The sequence below is a fragment of the Cryobacterium sp. MP_M3 genome (assembly GCF_015752155.1).
Lineage (GTDB): Bacteria > Actinomycetota > Actinomycetes > Actinomycetales > Microbacteriaceae > Cryobacterium.
On sequence record NZ_JADOVI010000001.1, the window covers coordinates 92530 to 114343 of the forward strand.

General features: G+C 71.6%; 14 protein-coding genes. 11 read left to right on the forward strand and 3 right to left on the reverse strand.

Annotation, left to right across the window (positions count from 1 at the left end; genetic code table 11):
• Positions 1-98 precede the first annotated feature (98 nt).
• The 4 genes from IWX89_RS00370 to IWX89_RS00385 all read left to right on the forward strand — a co-directional run bounded on the left by IWX89_RS00370 (position 99) and on the right by IWX89_RS00385 (position 10888).
• Positions 99-728: a TrmH family RNA methyltransferase gene (locus IWX89_RS00370; RefSeq protein WP_196901623.1), complete on the forward strand. Its 630-nt coding sequence runs from the start codon at positions 99-101 to the stop codon at positions 726-728.
• 172 nt (positions 729-900) lie between these two features.
• Positions 901-9261 carry an S-layer family protein gene (locus tag IWX89_RS18325; protein ID WP_196901624.1) on the forward strand — a complete coding sequence of 2787 codons (8361 nt, stop codon included), beginning with the start codon at positions 901-903 and terminating at the stop codon, positions 9259-9261.
• Positions 9262-9277: 16 nt separating this feature from the next.
• Positions 9278-9646 carry a DUF4440 domain-containing protein gene (locus IWX89_RS00380; RefSeq protein ID WP_196901625.1) on the forward strand — a complete coding sequence of 123 codons (369 nt, stop codon included), beginning with the start codon at positions 9278-9280 and terminating at the stop codon, positions 9644-9646.
• Between the two features lie 105 nt (positions 9647-9751).
• Positions 9752-10888 (forward strand): Vms1/Ankzf1 family peptidyl-tRNA hydrolase, encoded by a 1137-nt coding sequence (locus tag IWX89_RS00385; protein ID WP_196901626.1) that lies wholly within the window; start codon positions 9752-9754, stop codon positions 10886-10888.
• A 19-nt stretch (positions 10889-10907) separates the two neighbouring features.
• Here the strand turns inward: IWX89_RS00385 and IWX89_RS00390 are convergent, their stop codons facing one another.
• The 3 genes from IWX89_RS00390 to IWX89_RS00400 are packed head-to-tail and all read right to left on the reverse strand — an operon-like array spanning position 10908 to position 14219.
• A complete protein-coding gene (locus tag IWX89_RS00390) occupies positions 10908-11309 on the reverse strand; it encodes a DUF3052 family protein (RefSeq protein ID WP_196901627.1) in 402 nt (133 codons plus the stop codon).
• A gap of 58 nt (positions 11310-11367) precedes the next feature.
• Entirely contained in the window at positions 11368-13566 is a 2199-nt protein-coding gene (locus IWX89_RS00395) for a YhgE/Pip domain-containing protein (protein WP_307836294.1), read from the reverse strand.
• On the reverse strand, positions 13563-14219 hold the full coding sequence (locus tag IWX89_RS00400) for a hypothetical protein (protein WP_196901628.1): 657 nt from the start codon (positions 14217-14219) through the stop codon (positions 13563-13565). Before IWX89_RS00400 ends, IWX89_RS00395 begins: the two co-directional genes overlap by 4 nt.
• A gap of 291 nt (positions 14220-14510) precedes the next feature.
• Here IWX89_RS00400 and IWX89_RS00405 point away from each other — a divergent pair, with 291 nt between their 5' ends.
• The 7 genes from IWX89_RS00405 (at position 14511) to IWX89_RS00435 (ending at position 21757) form a co-directional block, all read left to right on the forward strand.
• Positions 14511-15188, forward strand: a complete 678-nt coding sequence (locus IWX89_RS00405) for an ATP-binding cassette domain-containing protein (protein ID WP_196901629.1) — start codon at positions 14511-14513, stop codon at positions 15186-15188.
• The gene (locus IWX89_RS00410; protein ID WP_196901630.1) at positions 15189-17276 is read left to right on the forward strand and encodes a YhgE/Pip family protein; all 2088 of its coding nucleotides are present in this window, start codon (positions 15189-15191) and stop codon (positions 17274-17276) included. It abuts the gene before it with no gap.
• Between the two features lie 10 nt (positions 17277-17286).
• Positions 17287-17862 carry a TetR/AcrR family transcriptional regulator gene (locus IWX89_RS00415; protein WP_196901631.1) on the forward strand — a complete coding sequence of 192 codons (576 nt, stop codon included), beginning with the start codon at positions 17287-17289 and terminating at the stop codon, positions 17860-17862.
• Positions 17863-17971: 109 nt separating this feature from the next.
• Positions 17972-18466, forward strand: coding sequence for a DUF3151 domain-containing protein (locus IWX89_RS00420; RefSeq protein WP_196901632.1), 495 nt, complete (start codon positions 17972-17974; stop codon positions 18464-18466).
• 1 nt (position 18467) lies between these two features.
• Positions 18468-19754: an adenylosuccinate synthase gene (locus IWX89_RS00425; protein WP_196901633.1), complete on the forward strand. Its 1287-nt coding sequence runs from the start codon at positions 18468-18470 to the stop codon at positions 19752-19754.
• Between the two features lie 82 nt (positions 19755-19836).
• Positions 19837-20481 carry a GNAT family N-acetyltransferase gene (locus IWX89_RS00430; protein WP_196901634.1) on the forward strand — a complete coding sequence of 215 codons (645 nt, stop codon included), beginning with the start codon at positions 19837-19839 and terminating at the stop codon, positions 20479-20481.
• A 310-nt stretch (positions 20482-20791) separates the two neighbouring features.
• Positions 20792-21757, forward strand: coding sequence for a DMT family transporter (locus IWX89_RS00435; RefSeq protein ID WP_196902084.1), 966 nt, complete (start codon positions 20792-20794; stop codon positions 21755-21757).
• Positions 21758-21814: the final 57 nt, after the last annotated feature.

Sequence of the window (21814 nt, forward strand, 5' to 3'; positions counted from 1 at the left end):
GGAGCGGGCGGGCGGGGCCGAGTGGGCGGGGCCGGGCGGGAGCGGGCGTTCGGGGCCGGGCGGGGCCGGGGCCGCCGGGGCCGGGATACGGTTGCAGGGTGACTGAACCGTTCAACCCGACGCCCGAGCTCTCGACCCACGGCGTCGGCCCCTGGCCGGGCGACCTCCCCGAGGAGCCCTTCTACGACCCGGAACTGCTCGAGCACGGCGACACCCGCAACGTGATCGACCGGTACCGGTACTGGTCGATGGCGGCCATCGTGGCCGACCTCGACGAGAAGCGGCATCCGTTCCACGTCGCCATCGAGAACTGGCAGCACGACATGAACATCGGTTCGATCGTGCGCAGCGCCAACGCGTTCGCCGCCGACACCGTGCACATCATCGGCCGGAAGCGCTGGAACAAGCGCGGCGCGATGGTCACCGACCGCTACCAGCACGTGCTCCACCACCCGGATGTCGCGGCCTTCGTCGCCTGGGCCGCCGGCGAAAAGCTGCCGATCATCGCCATCGACAACGTGCCGGGCAGCGTCATCATCGAGACCTTCCGCTTCCCGGAGCGCTGCGTGCTCCTCTTCGGGCAGGAGGGCCCGGGGCTCTCCGGGGAGGCGATCGCCGCAGCCGACGCCGTGGTGGAGATCAGCCAGTTCGGCTCGACCCGGTCGATCAACGCCTCGGCGGCGGCGGCCGTGACCATGCACGACTGGGTGCTCCAGCACCGGTTCTGAGCGGCGGCGCGGCCGCCCCCAGCACTGGGGGCATCCGTGGCTGGCGGTCCCGGCACCGGAAACGATAGATTCTCAGAAGATGTTTGCCCGGGGGGCGATTTCTCAGCCGTTGTCGGTCTGAGGGGTGTGGCATCGACGTGCCCGTTGTCGATACCCCCCCCTGGAGTTCTCCGTGCCGCAGCCCCACCCCCGCACCCGCCCGCGCCACCAGAAGCGGCAGGTGCTCTTCGGAGGCGGCTTCCTCGCCCCGGCCCGCGCGCACATCCGCATCACCGCCGGCCTTCTCGCCAGCCTGCTCGTCGCCGTCGGCCTGACCCTCGGCGCGGTCGTCGCCCCGGCCAGCGCCGACGCCCTGATCTCCCTCTCCGCCACCTCGACCGGCACCATCCTCGCCGGCGAGGACGCGACGGTCACCCTCACCGCCAGCGGACCGAGCGGGTCGACCGCCGACTACTACAACCTGGCCTTCCGCTACGCGCTCCCGACCGGGGTCACCTACGTCGCCGACAGCGCGAAGAGCGCCACCGTGCCCGCCCTGCCGAACCCCACCATCGTGGTCATCACCGACTCGGCCGGGCCGCCGGCAGTCACCCACCAGGTGCTGATCTGGACGAACATCGCCGACCTCCCGCACGGCACCACCCCCGGGTTCAGCTTCGGGATCAAACCGGATGCCAATGTTTACCCGGTCGGGGCGCCGATCCCGGGCACTGCGGCCGTCTACGCGCAGACCAACCCGCGCCTGCTCGCCAAGTTCGACAAGGACACCGGCATCGTCGTCGCCGGCAGCTTCGCCGCCTCGGACACCGTCAGCCCGCAGGCCACCAAGGTCGCCGCGATCAAGGTGACCAAGAGCGAGCCCAGCCCCGAGCACGAACTCATGCGCGGCGTGCACAACGAGGGCACGGTCTACACGATCGCCACCCGCAACACCGGCATCGCCCCCACCACCGGCGTCGTCCTCGTCGACTACCTGCCCGCCGGGCTCGAGTTCCTCGGCTGCGGAGCGACCGACAACAGCGCCGCCGAAGAATACCCGGGCTCCGGGCCAGTGCGCGCCACCCTCACCGGCGGCGAAGTCGCCACCTGTGAGACCCCGGTCAGCATCGACACGGTGAACGACCGTCCCGGGTTCGCCGGCCAGGTGTTCACCAAGGTCACCTGGAACCTCGGCGCGCTCGCCGCCGGCTCCACCCGCACCATCACCTACGCCGCTGGGATCCCGCTCCGGGCCAACACCCTTGCCTGGCCCGCGGGCGCCCCCGCCGCCGCGTCCCTGCTCCAGGGTGCGAACCTCGACAACAACACCGGGGCATCCACCCGCCAGGAAGACGCCGCCGCCGGCGGGCAGTCGCTGACGAACACCGCAACGGCCTCCGGCACGTACACCGGCAAGGTCGCCACCCCGGCGGATGCCGCCACCTCGTCCAGCGACTCCGTCACCGTGAAGGCCATGGACCTGTCCATCGTCAAGTCCGGCACCAGCGTGTTCACCGCCGGCGACACCGCCGACTTCTCCCTGCTGGTCCGCGCCGGCGAGTACACCGACGACAGTGCCATGACCATCGTCGACACCATCCCCAACGGCCTCTGCCCGATCCTGCCTGCCGCCGTGCTCTTCACCCGCAGCGCGGGCTGCCCCGGCGACGGCATCGTCACCAATGCGACCGTGACCGGCGCCGTGGCCAACAGTGACGGCACGTTCACCGTCACGATGACGCCCGCTCCCAACGCGATCGCCCATGACGGCAGCGTGATCATCACGTACAGCGCCTACATGAACGCCACCTACCAGGGCACGACCAGCACCGGCACCGGCGCGGGCGTCCCCACCGCCGCCGGGGACTCCTTCCTCAACACGGTCACCATCGCCGGAACCACGACGGGGCTCACCCCGGGCGACAGGGCCATCAAGGCGGTCACCGATGACTCGTCCGCCGGACTGGGCTCTGACGGGCCGGAGATCAGCAAGAAGGTGCTGGAGCGCCCGACCCCCGGGGCCACCCCGGTGGCGTGCGAGGCAGCGCCGGGCAACTACGTCGACGCACCCCAGACCCCGGCCTACCAGGTCGGCGACAAGGTCTGCTTCGAGCTCACCGTCACCTTCTCCACCTCGACCAAGACCCGCAACGCCCAGATCACCGACTTCGTGCCGGTGGGCACCCGTTACGACTCCTTCGTCCTCGCCCCCGGCAGCACCGTCGCAGTCACCCCTGTCGCCGGCACCCAGTCCGCGACCCCCCTGGTCGCCGACCCGCTCCCCGCGGCCTGGAACCTCGGCTCCTCCGAGGGCGGCGCCGACCTCTTCGTGCCCAAGGGCGCGAAGCTCACCCTGTACGTGAGCGCCGTCATCGTCTCGCGCTCCGACAGTGCGGGCGTCGACATCACCGCCAACCTGATGAAATACCGCCAGGAGACGACCGACGGCGGCGTGCTCGCCCTGCGCGACCAGGTCGACTACCTGGTCGCCCCGACGCCGGCGGTCCTGCTCGCCAAGAGCATCGCCACCGTCAACGGCACCGCCCCCGCGGCCCCGAATGACAACGTCGTGGTCAAAGAAGGCGACGTCGTCAGCTACTCCGTCGACGTGAGCGGGGCCCCGTCAAACCTCTTCGACGTCGAGGACGTCGTCGTCTGGGACGCTCTCCCGGCCGGCTACGACTGTGCGACCTGGACCGTCACCGGCATCACCGCGGGCGGCGTCTGCCGCAACCCGGGTGACGGCGGCTACCCGGCCAATTCGGCCGCACCGGCCGGACGCAGCGTGATCCTCTGGACCATCGCCGGGCCGCTCTCCGCGTCCGCCGTCGCCACACTGGCCTACAGCGTGACCATGCCCGTCGGCTTGAGCGTGTCCAGGATCTTCGTCAACACGGCATCCGTCGTCGCGTTCACCGCGCCGACCACCAACGCCACCGACAACGCCTACTTCCCGAAGGGCTCGCTCAACCCGGCCCACGACACCGACGGCAACGCCGCCCCGGCGAACGACAACGCCCAGGTGCGCCTCGCCGACGCCGTCACCGGCAAGACCGGAATCAGCCGCATCAACGAGACCGGCAATACCGCCGGCCAGGCCGTGGCCGGCGAGCTCGTCGACTACACCTTCTCCGTCATGGTCCCGGCCCACACCACCGTCTTCAACGGCGTGCTCTCCGATGCCCTCCCGGCCGGCCTGACCACGACCGGGGCGACCGCCACGGCAACCCTGGACGGCGGGGCCCTCCCGGTCGGGTTCGGCCTGGACACGACCACCGGCGCGCTGACCTTCCCGGCGACCTACGACAACACGACCGCCGCCGACCAGGTCTTCATCGTGACCCTGCCCGGCGTGCTCGTCGACGTCACCCTGGCCTCCGGCACCCTCACCAACACGGCCACCTTCGCCAGCAAAGTCACCCTGGGCGGCACCGCGGTGACTCCGCGCACCACATCCGTGTCCATCGCCGTCGTCACCCCGCTGCCCACCCTCGCCAAGGTCGTCGACAAGCCGACCGCGCAGGGCGGCGACACCGTGGTGTTCACCCTGACCGCCGGAAACACCGCCGGCCGCCCGGCCGCCTACGACTCCGTCGTCACCGACTGCCTGCCCGCCGGCCTGATCTTCGGCAGCTTCCTCACCGCACCCGTCGGCACCGTCACCTCGAGCGCGGCCGGCACCGGCGTCGCCGGCAACGGCTGCGCCGTCGGCACCACCAGGCTGGCGTGGGTGTTGCCCGGCACCGGGGCGCTGCTCAACCCCGCGACGACCCAGCTCACCTACTCCGCGCAGGTCGACCCGGCCTCCGCCGGCCTCGTCAGCTACACGAACACCGCCTCCGTCACGGGCTCGACCCTGTCCGCCAACGCCGCGAACAACGCCGCCGTCGAGCGCATCGTGACCGCGGGGGCATCCGCCGTCGTCACCGTCGAGGGCGCGACGACCGTCAAGACGGTCGCCCCGGCCACCGCCACGATCGGCGGCACCGTGGGCTACACCGTCAAGGTCGTCCTCCCGAAGAACGTCAACTTCTACAACGCGACCATCGTCGACACCCTCCCGGCCGGCCTGACCGCCGACGCGTCGACCGCGACCGTGACCTGCCAGACCGCCACCCTGGCTGACTGCGCCACGGACCTCCCGAACTCGCCGACCTTCACCCTGGCGCCCTCCGGCCAGAAGATCGGCTGGCTGCTGGGCACCGTGACCTCCAAGCCTCTGAACCGCACCGTCACCGTCACCTTCACCGGAACGGTCACCTCGGCCGTCGCCAACATCGCCGGCAAGGTGCTCACCAACACCGCCGTCCTCGCCTGGAATGACTCCGCCAAGGCCGCCCCGGCCACCGCGGCGTCCCCGTTCGATCGCACCGGCACCCTCGGCACGGTCGACATCACGGTCATCGAGCCCAAACTCAGCATCACCAAGGGCGTCTCCAACACGACGCCCGAGCCCGGCCAGACCTTCACCTACACGGTCACCGCCCGCAACGCGAACACCGCCACCACGAGCACCGCCTTCGCCGTCAGCATCGTCGACACCATCCCCACCGGCATCGACCTGTCGAGCATCACCAACATCTCGGGCGGCGGCGTGCTCTCCGGCAACACCATCACCTGGTCGGTCGCGAGCATCGCAAAGAACGCGTCCGCGGTTCTGACGTACGACGCGAAACTCGCCGCGTCGACCACCCTCGGTACGGGCGCGCTCGTGAACACCGTGCGCATCCCCACCTACTCGTCGCTGACCACCGGCGGCCGTGACTACACCGCCAACCCGCCGACCGCCACGGCCTCCGTGACACCCGACTTCCCGTTCATCACCCTCGCCAAGACGGTGTCCGCCGGCACGACGGCCTACCTCAACACCCCGTTCGGCTGGACCCTCACCCTGCGCAACACCGGCAGCGGAACCGCCGCCACGGTCACCCCGACGGATGTCCTCCCTGCCAACTGGATCTACGTCGCCGGAACCGGCACCGCCTCCATCAACGGCGCAGCCGCGGCCCCCCTCGCCGACCCGGCCGTGACGACGGCCGGCGGCGTACAGACCCTGGTCTGGCCGGCGTTCACCACCGTCGCCCCCGGCAACAGCATCGTGATCCGCTACTCGGCGCAGCCCACTGCGGCCGCCACCACGACGCCCGGCGCCGGCTCGCTCACCGCCCACACCAACACCCTGTCCGCGTCGACGACGGATGCGACCGGAGCCACCGGGCGCGGCGGCCCGACCCCGTACACGGCTACCCCGGTCACCGCGGCGGCGCACCTCGACTCCGCCGACCTGCGCCTCGTCAAGACGGCCGGCTCGGCGCTCGTCGCCGGAACGACGACGGCCGACGCCTGGACCATCACCGTGTCCAACCTCGGAACGGATACCGCGGTCGGCAACGTCGGCGGCCACAACTTCCGGGTCACCGACACCCCGGCGCAGCCGCTGCCGGCCGGCCTGGTCGTCTCCCTGGCCTCCGGCACCGGCTGGAGCTGCTCCGTGCCGGATTCCGGCACCGGCGCCTTCACCTGCGACCGCACCAACGCCGGCGAAACCCTGGCCTCCGGCAGCGCCTGGCCGGCCATCACCGTGGCCGTCCGGGTCGCCGCCGACGTGGCATCCGGCAGCACGGTGACCAACTCGGCCACCGTCGCCGGCCTCACGTTCGACCCGGCCACCGGGAACAACACCGACACCAGCGCGATCAGGGTCACCACCAGCGCCGACCTCCGCATCGTCAAGGCCGCCCAGGGCGTCTTCGCCGCCGGGGAGGTCGCCACCTGGACGATCGACGTCACCAACGACGGCCCCTCGCTGTCGGTGGCCCCGCTCACCGTGACCGACACGCTGCCCGGCAACATCTCGGGCGTCACCGCGACCGGGGCCGGCTGGACCTGTGACACCTCGGTGACCCCGGTGAGCTGCACCACGGCCACCGACCTCGCCCTCGGCGCCACGTCCCGCATCACGGTCACCGCTCTGGTCGACGCCGACTTCACCGGGAGCCTGACCAACTCGGCCACCGTCACCGGCACCACCCCCGACCCGAAGCCGTCCAACAACACCTCCGGACCGACCACCCCGGTCGGCACCGGCACCAGCCTGGCGATCGAGAAGACCCTCGTGGGCGCGAAACTCGTGCCGGGGACCGAGGCGACCTACCGGTTCCTCGTCACCAACACGGGCCTGGCGAACGCCCGCAACGTGCATATCACCGACGCGCTCCCGAACGGGCTCACCTTCGTGCGCCAGAGCGCGGCGGGCCCCGGCACCTGGACCTGCACGGAGACGGCCACGGCCCCGTCGACCATCGGCTGCACCCTGGCCGGCACGCTCGCGCCCGGCGTCTCCGCAGCCCAGACGGTCGACGTGACCGTTCTCGTGCCCAGCAGCCTCACCGGTGACGTCGTCAACGCGGCCACGGTCTCCGCCGACAACGCCCCGTCGGTCACCGACGACACGAGCACCGCCCTCACCGGCGAATCCGACCTCGGCATCGTCAAGTCCCACCCGGCCGGGCCCGTCACGGCCGGCACCGAGGTGAGCTACACCCTCTCGGTCACCAACCACGGTCCGTCCGACGCCCCCGTCGGCACCGTCGTCACCGACCACGTCCCCGCGGGACTCATCGCGCAGTCGGCCGACGGCGGCGCCGAGTGGAGCTGTGACCTGCCGGTCGGCCAGGACCTGACCTGCACCAGCACCGGCATCCTCGCCGCCGGTGACACCGCGTCGGCCATCACGGTGGTCGTGGCGATCCCGGCCGGCGCCGGCCCGGCCACGCTCACGAACGTCGCCGACGTCGCGGGTGTCCTGCCCGAACCCGCGACCGACCCGAACCCGAACAGCGCCAGCGACCCGACGGACGTCACCGACCTGGCCGACGTCACCATCGTCAAGTCGATCACGCCCGACGCCGCCACCGTCGTAGCCGGCGGGTCGATCGTCTACACGCTGACGGTGACGAACGCCGGGCCGTCCGACGCGGATGCCCTGAGCGTCACCGACACCCTCCCGGCCGGCTTCACCGCCACGGCGATCGAGGGCGCCGACTGGACCTGCACGCTCGCCACCGTGAGCTGCACCCGGGCGACCCTCGGGGTCACCACCTCCGTCATCACCGTCACCGCCACGGTGTCCCCGGCCGTCCTCGACGGCACGGTGGCCACCAACACCGCCGACGTCGCCTGGACCGACGGCCGCCCGGGTCCGCACACCGACACGGACTCCGTTTCCGTGACGGTGACGGCCGTGGCCGACCTGGTGCTGGTCAAGACGGCGCCGATCACCACGCCGAACGCCGGCGACGCGGTCGACTTCGATCTCGCGCTCACCAACGCCGGGCTCTCCGACGCCGTCGGGCCGATCACGATCGTGGACACGCTGCCGGTCGGCATCCGCTTCCAGGCGAACACCCCCGGCTGGACCTGTGTCGGCGACGCCGTTCCGGCCGACGCCGAACAGCCCGTCACCTGCACGCTCGGCGACGGCAGCGTCGGCCTCCCGGCCGGCGGCACCGCCACCGCGCTGAGGATCACGACGAGCACGGATCCCGCGCTCGGCCTGGTCACTCTGACGAACACCGCCACCGCGGCCACGCCGACGAGTGAGAGCGACCGGGACAACAACACCGACCCGGCCCTGGTCACATTCGTCCGCAGCGCCGACCTGCGCATCGTCAAGTCGCACGTCGGTGCGGGCGCCATCGGCGCCACCACCGCGTTCAGCCTGGTCGTCACCAACGCGGGCCCGTCCACCGCGGTCGGGGTCAGCGTCGTCGACTCCCTGCCGAAGGGGCTGACCTACGTCGACGCCACCGGCAGCGACCCGGCGTGGACCTGTGCCGCGGCAGACCCGGATGCCGCCACCGGCGTCACGCAGGTCACCTGCAACCTGGCCGGCGACCTCGGTGCCACCGCCACCGCGCCTGCCCTGTCGGTCAACGCCCTCGTCGGCGCCGGTGCCTACCCGGCCGTCGACAACGTCGCCGTCGTCTCCTCCGCCACCCCCGATCCGAAGCCGGAGGACAACACGGCCACCGACCCGCTGGCCGTCACCCCGCTGGTCACCCTTGCGGTCACCAAGAAGCACCTCGGCCAGGCCCGCGTCGGCGGCACGCTCGACTACCTCATCTCGGTGTCGAACGTCGGAGTCACGGCCGACCCGGGCGGATTCACGATCGTCGACCGGCTCCCCGCCGGGCTTGCCTTCGCGAGCAGCGCCGGTGAAGACGTCACCTGCGCCACCGCCGGATCCACCGTCACCTGCACCTTCGACGGGCCGCTCGTGATCGGGGCGACCCGCACGGTGACGCTGACCATCTCGGTGCTGGCCGTCGCGTTCCCGCAGGTCGTGAACACCGTCACGGTGCAGAGCCTCTACCAGGATCCGGCCGCCGTGATCCTGCCGGGCAGCGACACCGCGGTGGTGCTCAAGGCGCTCGCCCACACCGGCGTCGACCTCCAGGTCGGCCTGCTGATCGCCTTCGCGATCCTCGTGCTGCTCCTCGGCGCGATGCTGCTCCTGGTCGCCCGAAAGAGGCGAGGCATCCGCCGCGGATAGGGGCTAGCGTGGGGTCATGACTGAGATCACTGACGATCTGCCCGCCCGCCTGCTCCACGAGGAGCAGGAGGGCTGGCAGGCGATCCTCGCCGGCCGCGGCGGAGAGTATTACCGCCGCACGATGACCAGGGACGCGCTGCTGATCCTGCCCGGGAGGGTCATCACCCGGGACCAGGTGATGGCGGCGTTCGCCGCCGCCGCCCCGGTCGACAGCTACCAGCTGCGCGAGCCCGCCGTGATCCGGATCAACGAGCACGCCGGCATCCTCGTCTATCGCCTCGTCGCCCGCCGCGGCGAGACCACGACCGAGGTGAACGCGGCCACGACCTACGTATTCGCCGACGGCGGCTGGTGCGTCGCCGCCCACCAGCAGACCGCGATCTGAGCGCTCCGCCGGGGGCCCGAACAGGGCCTTCCGGCAGGGTTGTGGACCCTCCTGCCGCAGGCTACCGTGGCGAACAGGTACACATCGTGAGAAGGGACTCCGACCATGGCTGACTTCGGAAATGAGGGGCTGGCGGACCTGTATCGCCGGCCCGGTTCGGTTTCGACGGTCTATGCGGATGTCACCCAGACCGGCGAGGACCCGCGCCGCACGTCCACCATCCGGCACCGCACCCTGCGTGAGTCGTTGGCCGCCGCGGGAGCGCCGTCCGGTGACGCGGACACGATCGTCGAACTGATCGAGGAACCGCCGGGCGTTCCCGGCAAGGTCAGCCGGCTGATGGTCGTGCGCGACGGCAAGGTCGAGTTCAACGAGCTGCTCCCCGGGGAGCCCCTGGGCGAGTTGATGGCATCCTACGGCCCCGTTCCCGGCCTGATCCCGCTGTTCACCCAGCGCCCGCGTGACCTCAGCTACGTGGTCGCCGAGGTCGGCCGGGACGGCGGCGAGATCCGGCTGTTCCGACTGAGCCAGGCCGACCCGGTGGCGGAGGAAGACGTGCAGGGCGACACCGAGTACATCACCAAGGTGCAGGTCGGCTTCCTGTCCAACTCGCGCTACCAGCGCGACACCGAGGAGATCTGGAAGCGCAACGAGGGCCAGGTGGCGGACGCCATCGACGAAATCGTGCGCGACAGCGGCGCCGAACTCCTGGTCGTGACCGGGGACGTGCGCGCCCGCCAGCTCCTCGTCGCCCAGCTTGCCCCCGCCACCAGGGACATCCTCGCCGTGGTGCCGACGAACACCCGGCCGGGCGGTGCGACCACCCGCGAACTGGAAGAGGACCTCGACCGGCACATCGCGTCGATCCTGGCCCAGGACGAATACGACGCCCTCGAACGCCTGGAATCGGGGCGCGGCGAGGGGCTGGCCGAGATCGACTTCGCCGCCGTGGTGCGGTCGCTCCAGCAGGGCCAGGTGGAGGTGCTCATCCTCGACCCGGCCGGCCTGTCCGGGACCACCCTGATCGCCCTCGACCGGGAACCGTGGGTCGCCGGCTCGTCGGCGGATGCCCTCGGCGCCGGCGAACTCGGCGAGGTCGCCGCCGCGGACGCCCTGGCCAGGGCCGCCACCCTCACCGACGCCCGGGTCGTGGTCGTGTCGCACGGCGAGCTTCCCGACGACTCCACCGCCGCGGCGCTGCTGCGCTGGTCGACCCTGCCGGCTGCACCCGAGTCGGAGTGACGGGGGCCGCCCCTCACCCTCAACGGTGTTCGCGGCGCCAGACGAGTTTCAGTCCCGACCAGTCCTCGTCCAGCGCCGCGACCTTCACATCGACGAGCCCGATGGTCAGTGCGGTGTCCCGGATGAGGTTCTCGGTCATCTCACTCCGGTGACCGGCCGCCTTGCGCGGCCAGGCGATCCACACCATGCCGGCCGGACGGATCCGCTCACCCAGCGCCGGCAGCTCGGCGACGAAGACCGCCGGGTCGGTGTGGAACGCCACGATCACCGCGGCAGGGGCGTCCGTTTTTCCGGTCAGCCAGTTGATGCGCTCTGGCGAGTCCGGAACCACCCACCCCGCCGGCGCGTGCAGCAGCTGCGCCGCGTGACCCGCCCGGAGCCCGAGCTTTTTCCACATCGGGGTACCCGAATAGCCGCCCATCCGCACAGGCTACCCGGCTCACCCGATGACCGCGACGGTGACGGGTGGGGCCGGCGCGTCAGCCGATCAGGCTCGGCTTGAGGTCGCGCAGGGTGCGGAAATGGGTCATCCGGGTGACCCCGATCGCCGCGAGCGTCAGCGCACCGGCCAGCCAGAGCAGCAGCACCCCGGCGTCGGCCCAGGCCGTGGCCGGGTTGCCGCCGTACATCAGCTGACGGATGCCGTCCACGGCATAGCTCATCGGCACGACATGGTGCAGCCAGGCGAGCGGTGCCGGCAGGGTCTGCCAGGGGAAGGTGCCACCGGCGGTGACCAGCTGGATCACCATCAGCACGAGCCCGATGAACTGGCCGACGCTGCCCAGCCACACGTTCAGGGCGAGGATGATCGCCGCGAACGCCAGCGCGGCGAGCCCCATCATCGAGTAGGTGCCGACAGGGTTGTGCACCTCGAACCCCAGCACGCCGGCGAGGATGGCGAACAAGGCGGCCATCTGCACCATCCCGAGCAGTCCCGGGGTGAGCCAGCCGGCCAGGGTGATCTTCAACGGAGAGTGCAGCGCGGTGATGGCGCGGCGGGAGACGGGCTTCACGATCAGGAACAACGCGTAAATGCCGATCCAGCCGGCCAGGCTCGCGAAGAAGGGGGCCAGGCCGGCGCCGTACGTCCCCGCCGAGGTGACGGCGGCGGTCTCGAGCGCGACCGGGTCGGCGATGGTCGACCCCTGCAGGGTGCGGGCCTGGGGCGTCGAGTCCGGGATGCGGGTGACCCCGTCGGCGAGCCCGTCGCGCAGGGTGCCGGCGCCGGTCTGCAGCACGCCGAGCCCGTCGCGCAACCTGGCGGCACCGGTCGACAGGCTGGAGGCCCCGGCGTCGGCCTCGTGTGCGCCGGCGGAGGCGGTGTTCGCGCCGTCCCGCACGTCCGCTGCTCCGGAGGCGAGGCTCGCGGCACCGTCCGCGGCGGCGCGGGCGCCGGTGGCGACCTGGGCGGCGCCGGCGCTCGTCTGGCCGGCCCCGGCGGCGAGGAGCGCGGTCTTGTCCCGCACCGTGGCGGCGCCCGTCGCTGCGGCGGTGGCGCCCGCAGCGGTCTGGGCGGCTCCGGCGTTGAGGGTCGCGCTGCTGTCGGCGAGCAGTCCGACCTGGCCGTCGATCCCGGTGACGATGGCGCTGCCGGTGCCGAGCCCGGTCGTGACCGGGTCGAGTTCGGCGAGCACCGCCTGGATCTGCTCCGGGCTGAGGTTCGCGGCTTCGAGCCTGGTCTGGATGGCCGACCGGGCCGCGGTGAGGGAGGCGGTGGTGTCTGCGAGCGTCGACCGGGCCTGTCCGGTCGCGGCCGTGAGCGCCGGGGCGCCGTCGGCGAGGGCCTGCGTGCCGGCGGCCACCTGCCCGGCGCCGCCGGCGACCTGAGAGGTGCCGGCCGCGAGATCGACGGTCCCGGCGGCGAGGGCAGTCGCCCCGGTGGAGACCTGCGCGGCGCCGTCGGCGACCTGGCGGGTGCCGCCGGCGACGGCCTCCGTCCCGGCGGAGAGACTACCCGCGCCGTCGGCGACCTGGCCTGAACCGGTGGCCAGCTGGCCGAGCCCAGTGGCGAGCACGCCGATGCCGCCGGCGAGCCGGCCCGCGCCGTCGGCGAGGCTCGCGCTTCCGCTTCCGGCGGAGGCGGCGCCGTCGGTGACCTTGCCGGCCCCGTCGGCGGCGGTGACCAGGTTCGCCCGCACATCGGAGAGCCCGATCAGGAGCCGGTCGGCCGCCTGCTTATTGACCTTGGCGACGATGGCCTCGCGCAGGGTCTTCGCGGCCTGGTTGCCGATCGTCGACGCCAGGTAGCTGTTCGTGTCGTTGGTGGTGAGGGTGATGGTCGCCTGCCGAGGGCTGGCGCCGGCCGACGACGCGATGGCCGTGGAGAAGTCGGCGGGGATCGTCACGCTGAAGTCGTACCGGGCGTCGGCCACCCCGGCCTTGGCGGTGGCCGCGGAGACCCGGTGCCACTGGAAGGTGCCGTCGTCGACGAGCTGGGTGGCCACCTCGTCGCCGTAATTGTGGGCAGGGCCGGTGGTGTCGGCGCCGGAGGCACCGGTGTCGGCCACCACGAGCGCGACCGGCACCCGGTCGAGTCCGGCGTACGGGTCCTGGTTGGCCCAGAGGTACAGCCCGCCGTAGAGCACGGGCACGAGCAGCAGCGCCATCAGGGCGATCCGGCTCATCACGGTGGCGGTCAGGCGGGCGAGTTCGGCCCGCACCATGGCGAAGATCTTCACAGGGCGGCCTTCCCGGTCATGATCGACACCGATTCGGTGACGGTGGTGACCCGCAGTTCGGGGGACAGGGCGGCGATGGAGTGCGCCGAGGCATCCCCGGCGATGGCGAGCACGGAGTAACCGCGTTCGGCCAGGTTCCCGGCGATCGTCCACCAGCCCAGCGGGTCCCCGCCGTGCCGGTCGGGGGAGCAGAGCACGAGACCCTCCACGTCTTCGCGCAGCACCGCCAGCTCGGTGAGCAGACGGATGCGCGCATCCGGTTCGAGGTCGGCCATGATGCAGCGCGCGTCCGCGGTCATCCCGAGGCCGGCGAGCACCCGGGCCACGGCCCGGCGGTGGCCGACGCGGCCGGCGAACATGAGCTCCTCGGCCACCACCTCCGCCACCGTCACGTCCGCGGCCGGCTCGCACACGCCGGGGGCGTCGACGAGGGCGACGCGGGCGCGGATCGCGCCGTAGTCGGTGGCGCCGTCGATGGTGACGGTGCCCGCATCCGGGCGCATCCGTCCGGAGGCGATGAGGCCGAGCACGGTCGGGCGGCGTTCGGTCTCGGCGCGCGCGAGGGTGAGGGAGCCGCTGTGGAAGTCGAGCGAGGTGCGGGGGAGGGAGGAGTCGCGGGGACCCTTGGTGACATCGGTGAGGGTGATGCGCATGCGGGTGCCTTCAGGTTGATGGGGGCAGGCGCCCCGTCCGCGGAGCGTCGCTGTCGTTCGGGGCCGGCGTCGTTCGGGGCGGCGGCTCTGGCGGGCTGATGCCCGGGTCGGCCGCCGGACGGGCCGGGCCGGTTGAACCCCCGACACGCCGCCTGGCGGCGCGGGGGTCGTCCCACAATCTACTGACTAGTCAGTACAAGTACAAGGGTTCCCAGCGGACTGGCGGCTTTGCGTTCCGGCCGGACGCCGACCTATACTGACTGGTCAGTACAAAAAGGAAAGAGGTTCGACGTGCAGTCGACTGTGTGGGCGGACGACCTGGCCCTGGAATTCAAGCGCGGTGGGGTCTACGGCCCGCTGAGCTTCGAGGTCGGCGACGGCCTCACCGTGCTCTGCGGGCCGTCCGGCAGCGGGCGCACCAGCCTCATGCTCACCCTGGCCGGGCGGATGAAGCCGACCAGCGGAAGCCTGACCGTGCTCGGCCAGGAGCTGCCGCGCCGCGCCCGCCGGGTGCAGAAGCGCACCGGCATCTCCGGTTTCCACGACATCGACAACCTCGAGGATTCGGTCACGGTCGGCGCGGCGATCCGTGAACGCGAGGCCTGGGTGTCGCCCTGGTGGGCGTTCATCCGCGCGGTCGACGACACCGAGGTGCGGCGGGTCTGCGCCGCCGTCTTCGGAGACGTGCCGATCCCCGCCGCGGACGCCGTCATCTGGGACCTCGACGAGGTGCAGACCGTGCTCCTCCGCGCCGCACTCGCCCTGATGAACGAGCCGAGCATCCTCTTCTTCGACCAGGTCGAGCAGGTGCACTCGGCCGAATCCCGCCGCATCCTCTGGCAGCGCCTCGCCGCCCTCGTCGAGGGCGGCACCTGCGTGATCGCCTCCGCCACCGCACCGGACACCGAACTGTGGTCCGACCTCGGCATCGAACCGACCGTCATACTCATGAACAAGGAAAACCGCTGAATGTTCGCCTTCCTCTCCTCCGGCACCGAGCTGCACCGCTTCGGCAAGGGCAAGATGCCCAAGATCGCCCTCGTCGTGCTCATGTTCATCCCCCTCATCTACGGGGCCCTCTACCTCTGGGCCTTCTGGGCGCCCAATGACGCCATGGACAACCTGCCCGTCGCCCTCGTGAACGCGGATGCCGGCGCCAGCCGCGACGGAAAGCCCGTCACTGCGGGCAAGGACCTCGTCGCCCAGCTCGTCGACGGCCACGACCTCGGCTGGACGGTGACCAGCGCGAAGGATGCCGCGGCCGGCGTGAAGGACGGCGACTACTACTTCGCCGTCACCATCCCGCGGGACTTCTCCGCCAGCGCGGTGTCCGCCGGCACCGACACGCCCACCTCCGCCGTGGTCCAGGTCGACTACAACGACAGCAACAGCTTCCTCGCCACCACCATGGGCAAGCAGGCGATGGTGCAGCTGCGCGACGCGGTGGCCGAGAAGATCGGCGACCAGACCGTCAACGCACTGCTGGTGGGCGTGAACGACGCCGGCAGCGGCATCCGCTCGGCCGCCACCGGCGCGAAGACGCTCGCCGACGGCATCTCCACCGCCCAGGCCGGCGCCGGCACGCTCACCGCCGGGCTCGGCACCCTCTCCGACGGGGCGACCAGCCTCGACGGCGGCGCCGCGCGCCTCGCCGACGGTGCGGCCACGCTCTCCACCGGGCTCGACACGCTCTCCCAGGGTGCCGGGGCGCTCTCCGGGTCCAGCGTGAAGCTCGCCGACAGCACCGGCCAGGTCTCGGCGGGGATGCAGGCGGCGGCCACCGGGGCCGCCACCCTGGCCGACAAGTCCCAGCAGCTCGCGGGCGGCGCCACCGCCATCGCCGACGGCACCGGCACGCTCGCCGACGGCACGGCATCCGTGGCCCAGGGCCTCGACGAACTCGAGGCGGCGATGGATGCCGTCCCGCTCGCCCCCGCGGCGGCCTTCCGGCCGGCCCTGGAGAAGCTCCGGGCCGGTGCGGCCGACGTCGACGCCGGCGCGCAGGGCGCGGTCGCCCAGACCCGGGACTATGCCGGTCTGAGCGGCCAGTTCTCGGCCGGAGTCGGCGAGCTCTCCGGCAAGCTCAACGCGGGGGCGCCGGGCGCGGCCCAGGTCGCCACCGGGGCCGGGCAGTTGTCCACCGGCGCGGCGAGCCTGGCCGAGGGCGCCGCGACCGCCGCCACCGGGTCGCACGCCCTGGCCGACGGATCGAGCGCACTCCGGACCGGAGCTGACTCCCTCGCCGACGGCTCGGCCAAACTCGTCGCCGGCGGCACGGAACTGCAGGACGGCACGGTGAAACTCGCCTCCGGTTCCCGCACCCTCTCCGACAAGCTCACGGAGGGAGGCCAGGCCGCCCCCGACCTCAGCCAGGCCGAAATCGACCGGAAGACGGATGTGATCGCCAGCCCCGTCACGCTCGACCAGCGGTGGGAGAACGCCTCGAGCAGCTTCGGCGAGGGCTTCGCCCCGTTCTTCCTGGCCCTGGCCACCTTCGTCGGCGCGCTGATCACCTGGCTCATCCTGCGCGCCCTGCCCACCCGGGCGCTGGCCAGCGCGGCCTCGGGGCTCCGCACCACGATGACCGGGTTCCTCCCGGCCATGGCCGTGGGGCTCGCCCAGGTCGTGATCATGGTGCTCGTGCTGGTCTACGGGATCGGGCTCCAGCCGCGGTACTGGCTCGGGATGAGCGCCTTCATCTACCTGACCACGCTCGCCTTCCTCGCCCTGCAGCAGATGTTCATCATCCTGCTCGGCACCGCCGCGGGCCGCGTGGTCAGCCTGGTGCTGCTGATGCTGCAGCTGAGCTCGTCGGGCGGAACCTACCCGGTCGAGACCACGCCGGAATTCTTCCAGGCGCTGCATCCGTTCATGCCGGCGTCCTACGTGGTCACCGGGCTGCGGCAACTCATCACCGGCGGCATCGACTCTAGACTGTGGGTCTCGGTAGCGGTTCTGCTGGTCATGCTGGTGGGATCCATCGCCCTCAGCGCCTGGAGCGCCTCCCGGCAGCGGATGTGGACCGTCGGCCGGCTGCACCCCGAACTGACGATCTAGGAAGGACGCCATGCCACGCTCGACCGGAACCAAACGCGCCATCCTGGACGCGACGCTGGAGCTGGCAGCCACCAAGGGGATCACCGGCACCACGATGGACGAGGTCGCGGAGCGGGCCGGGGTGGCCAAGGGCAGCCTGTATTACAACTTCTCCTCGAAGGACCGCCTGTTCGAAGAACTGCTCCAGGAGGGGGTCGGCGCGCTCGCCGACACCCTCCGGGAGGCACGGGACGGCCTGCACGGGCGGGCCGCGCTCGAGGCACTGATCGGCGCGCTGCTGGACCGGATCGCCTCGAACCCCGCCCTGGCCAAGCTGATGGCGTCGGAGATCTTCCGCACCGACCGCACCTGGCAGAAAACCCTGTTCGCGCTCCGGCACGAGGCCCTCGCGGTCTTCGCCGACGCGATCGCCGAGGCGAAGCCGGGCAGCCGGGACGACGGCACGTGCGGCCTGATGGCGTCGAGCGTGTTCGGGGCCGTGCTCATGTCGGGCCTGGAATGGCTGGTCTTCGATCCGGAGAGGCCCCGCGACGAGGTCTCGGCCGCCATCCTGGACTCCTTCTCCGGCGGCCTCCTCGGCGACTGACCCGGTGATCGAGCCTGGACCCGGTGATCGAGCTTGTCGAGATCACCGTCGCCCACCCCGCTCCGAGGCCGCCCGACGAGTCGGCAGCCCGTCCGCGATAAGATCGAGTGTGACCGGCGAAAACTTGATTGAGCAGCCCGAGACCCTCCTTCCCGCGGAACCGGAGGTGATCGAGGCACTCCGGCGAACCGGCAGCATCGATCTCGCCTCGGTCGTGGCGGCGCATCCGACCTCGTCCCTCGCCTGGGCCGTGCTCGCCGATGTCGCCCACCTGGAGGGCCGCACGATCGAGTCCTACGCCTTCGCGCGGGTCGGCTACCATCGCGGCCTCGACGCGCTGCGCAAGGCAGGCTGGCGCGGCCACGGTCCCGTCCGGTGGACCCATGAACCCAACCGCGGTGTGCTCCGCGCGCTGTACGCGCTGCGCCGGGCCGCCCGGGAGATCGGCGAGAACGACGAGTTCGAGCGCCTCACCACCTTCCTGAACGACGCCGACCACACCGTGATCAGCCGGATCGAGCAGGAAACCATTACGCCGGACGGGTACCGTGCCAACGACCCGGCCCCGCCCACCGAGGCGTTCTTCATCCGAGGAGAGAACTGATATGCCAGCGATTGTTTTGATCGGAGCCCAGTGGGGCGACGAGGGCAAGGGCAAGGCGACTGACCTTCTCGGCAGCCGGGTCGACTATGTCGTCAAGTTCAACGGCGGCAACAACGCCGGCCACACGGTTGTCATCGGCACCGAGAAGTACGCGCTGCACCTGCTGCCCTCCGGCATCCTCACCGCCGGGGTCACGCCGATCATCGCCAACGGCGTGGTCGTCGACATCGAGGTCCTCTTCGAGGAGCTCGACGCGCTCATCTCCCGTGGCGTGGATGTCTCGAAGCTGCGGGTGAGCGCGAACGCGCACATCATCACCCAGTACCACCGCACGGTCGACAAGGTCACCGAGCGTTTCCTGGGCAAGCGGCAGATCGGCACCACCGGCCGTGGCATCGGCCCGACCTACGCCGACAAAATCAACCGCGTCGGCATCCGCGTGCAGGACCTCTTCGATGAGAACATCCTGCGCCAGAAGGTCGAGGGCGCGCTCGAGCAGAAGAACCACCTGCTGGTCAAGGTCTACAACCGCCGCGCGATCTCGGTCGACGAGGTCGTCGAGGACCTGCTCAGTTACGCCGAACGCCTGCGCCCGATGGTCGCCGACACCGCCCTGCTGCTGCACCAGGCGCTCACCGACGGCAAGACCGTGCTGTTCGAGGGCGGCCAGGCGACCATGCTGGACGTCGACCACGGCACCTACCCGTTCGTCACCTCCTCGAACGCCACCTCCGGCGGCGCGGTGACCGGCTCGGGCATCGGCCCGAACCGGATCGACCGGATCATCGCCGTCGTCAAGGCGTACACGACCCGCGTCGGCGCCGGCCCCTTCCCGACCGAACTGTTCGACGACTCGGGCGAGTTCCTGCGCGCCAAGGGCTTCGAGTTCGGCACGACCACCGGCCGCCCCCGTCGCTGCGGCTGGTACGACGCACCCGTCGCCCGGTACACGGCCCGGATCAACGGTGTCACGGACTTCGTGCTGACCAAGCTCGACGTGCTGACCGGCCTCGACGTCATCCCGGTCTGCGTCGCCTACAGCGTCGACGGCGTGCGCTTCGACGAGGTGCCGGTGTCGCAGTCCGACTTCCACCACGCCAAGCCCATCTTCGAGGACTTCCCCGGCTGGACCGAGGACATCACGGGCGCCCGCACATTCGAGGACCTGCCCCGCGCAGCCCAGGACTACGTGCTCGCCATCGAGAAGATGAGCGGCGCCCGCATCTCGGCGATCGGCGTCGGCCCCGGCCGCGAAGCGATCATCTCCCGGCACGACCTCGTCGACTGAGCAGAGAAACGGATGCCGGCGGCGAACCGTTTCGTCGGCATCCGTTCACCGCTCCGTCACGTTCTGCTGGCACAATGTCGGGATGAGCGCCCTCCGCCCGGCGCCCGCGACGATCGCGGGCCAGTACCTGCAGCTCGAGCCGCTGACGCGCGTGCTGCTGCCCGAGCTGCACCGGGCGATCGCCCAGCCGGCCGTCTTCGCCGGAGGCTACGGCGGCGGGCCGGCCGGACTGCGTGCCGGCCTCGGTGACTTCATCGACTGGGCCCTCGGCTACTACCAGTGGGCGGGACTGCCCTACGCGGTGCGCCTGATCGGCGGCCCGCATGACGGCGACCTGGTCGGCACCTCGACCCTCGGCGACCTCGACCTGGCCAACGGCACGGCGCACCTGGGCTGGACCGCCTACGACCCGCGGGTCTGGGGCACCGCCGTCAACGCCGAGGCCAAGCTCCTCCTGCTCGGCCTCGCCTTCGAGCACGGATTCGGCCGGGTGAAGATCCAGGCCGACGCGCTGAACGTGCGTTCCTGCGCCGCGATCGCGGGCATCGGGGCCACCTATGAGGGCACCATCCGCCGCGAGCGACGCCGCGCCGACGGAAGCTGGCGCGACACCGTGGTGTACTCGGTGCTCGAGGACGAGTGGCCGCGGGTGCGGGCCGGCCTCCGGGCGCGGCTCGACGGCTACGCCACCCAGGCGGTGCACTACCGAATCGGCCAGCTGAGCTAGGGGTCCGCTCCCGCTTCGCTCCCGCTTCGCTCCCGCTCCCGCTCCCGCTCCCGCTCCCGCTCCCGCTCCCGCTCCCGCTCCGCTCCCGCTCCCGCTCCCGCTCCGCTCCCGCTCCCGCTCCCGCCGAGTTCTGCCGTTTCGGTCGAGCCCGCCCCCCACACCGGTCGGCCTCGACCGAAAGGGTAGAACTCGGCGGGTTTCGGCCGTCGAGGTGGGAACCGTCGCCGGCCGCGCGCGGCCGCGATAGGGTCGGCAGGTGATCGACACTCCGACGAAGGGCAAGACCCTCGTCACCCTCCAGTTCCTGGGCATGGGCGTGGTCTGGGGCTCCAGCTTCCTGTTCATGAAGGTCGCCCTGGCCGGGGTCAGCTTCGGCCAGGTGGCCTGGTCCCGCCTCGTGCTCGGCGGCCTCACCCTGGGCCTGATCGTGCTCGTCACCCGGCCCCGCGTGAACCACGGCCCGGTGCTCCCACGCGAGCGCATCGTCTGGCTGCACTTCCTCGTGATCGCGATCACCGGATGCGTCGTGCCGCACCTCCTGTTCGCGTGGGCAGAGCAGTACGTGTCCTCGAGCCTGGCGAGCATTTACAACGCCGTCACCCCGATCATGACGGCGCTGATGGCCACTCTGGCCTTCCGGGTGGAGCGACTCGTCCGCGGCCAGGTGGTCGGCGTGGCCGCCGGCATCCTCGGCGTGGTCGTGATCATCGGGCCGTGGCAGTACGCGGCCCTGACCGGCGACCTCTGGGGCCAGCTCGCCTGCCTGGGCGCCGCGGTCTGCTACGGCTTCACCTTCGGCTACACCCGCCGGTTCCTCAGCGGCCGGCCGATCGCGGGAGCGACCTTCGCGTTCCTCAACATCGGGCTCGGCGGGGCGATCATGCTGCTGCTCACCCCGGTGCTGGCGTGGCATCCGGTGGCCCTCACCCTGCCGATCGTGCTGAGCCTGGTCGCGCTCGGGGCGCTCGGCACCGGGGTCGCGTACATCTGGAACATCAAGGTGCTCCGGGCCTGGGGGCCGACGAACGCGTCCACGGTCACCTACGTCACCCCGGTGGTCGGTGTGCTGCTGGGAGTGCTCCTGCTCGGCGAAACCCTGTCCTGGCACGAACCGCTCGGCGCCGCCTTGGTGCTCCTCGGCATCCTGCTCGCCCAGAAACGGCTCCGGCTGCCGCCGCGCCGTTCGGCGGCCGCCCGCGAGGCTCCTCCCGGCAGCGCGGCCGAGGCTCCCCGCGCGGCCGAGGCTCCCCGCGCGGCCGAGTCCCCGCGCCGCTGAGTCCCCGCCCCGCCGAGATCCGCCATTCCGGTCGAGCCCGCTCCGCACACCCGTCGG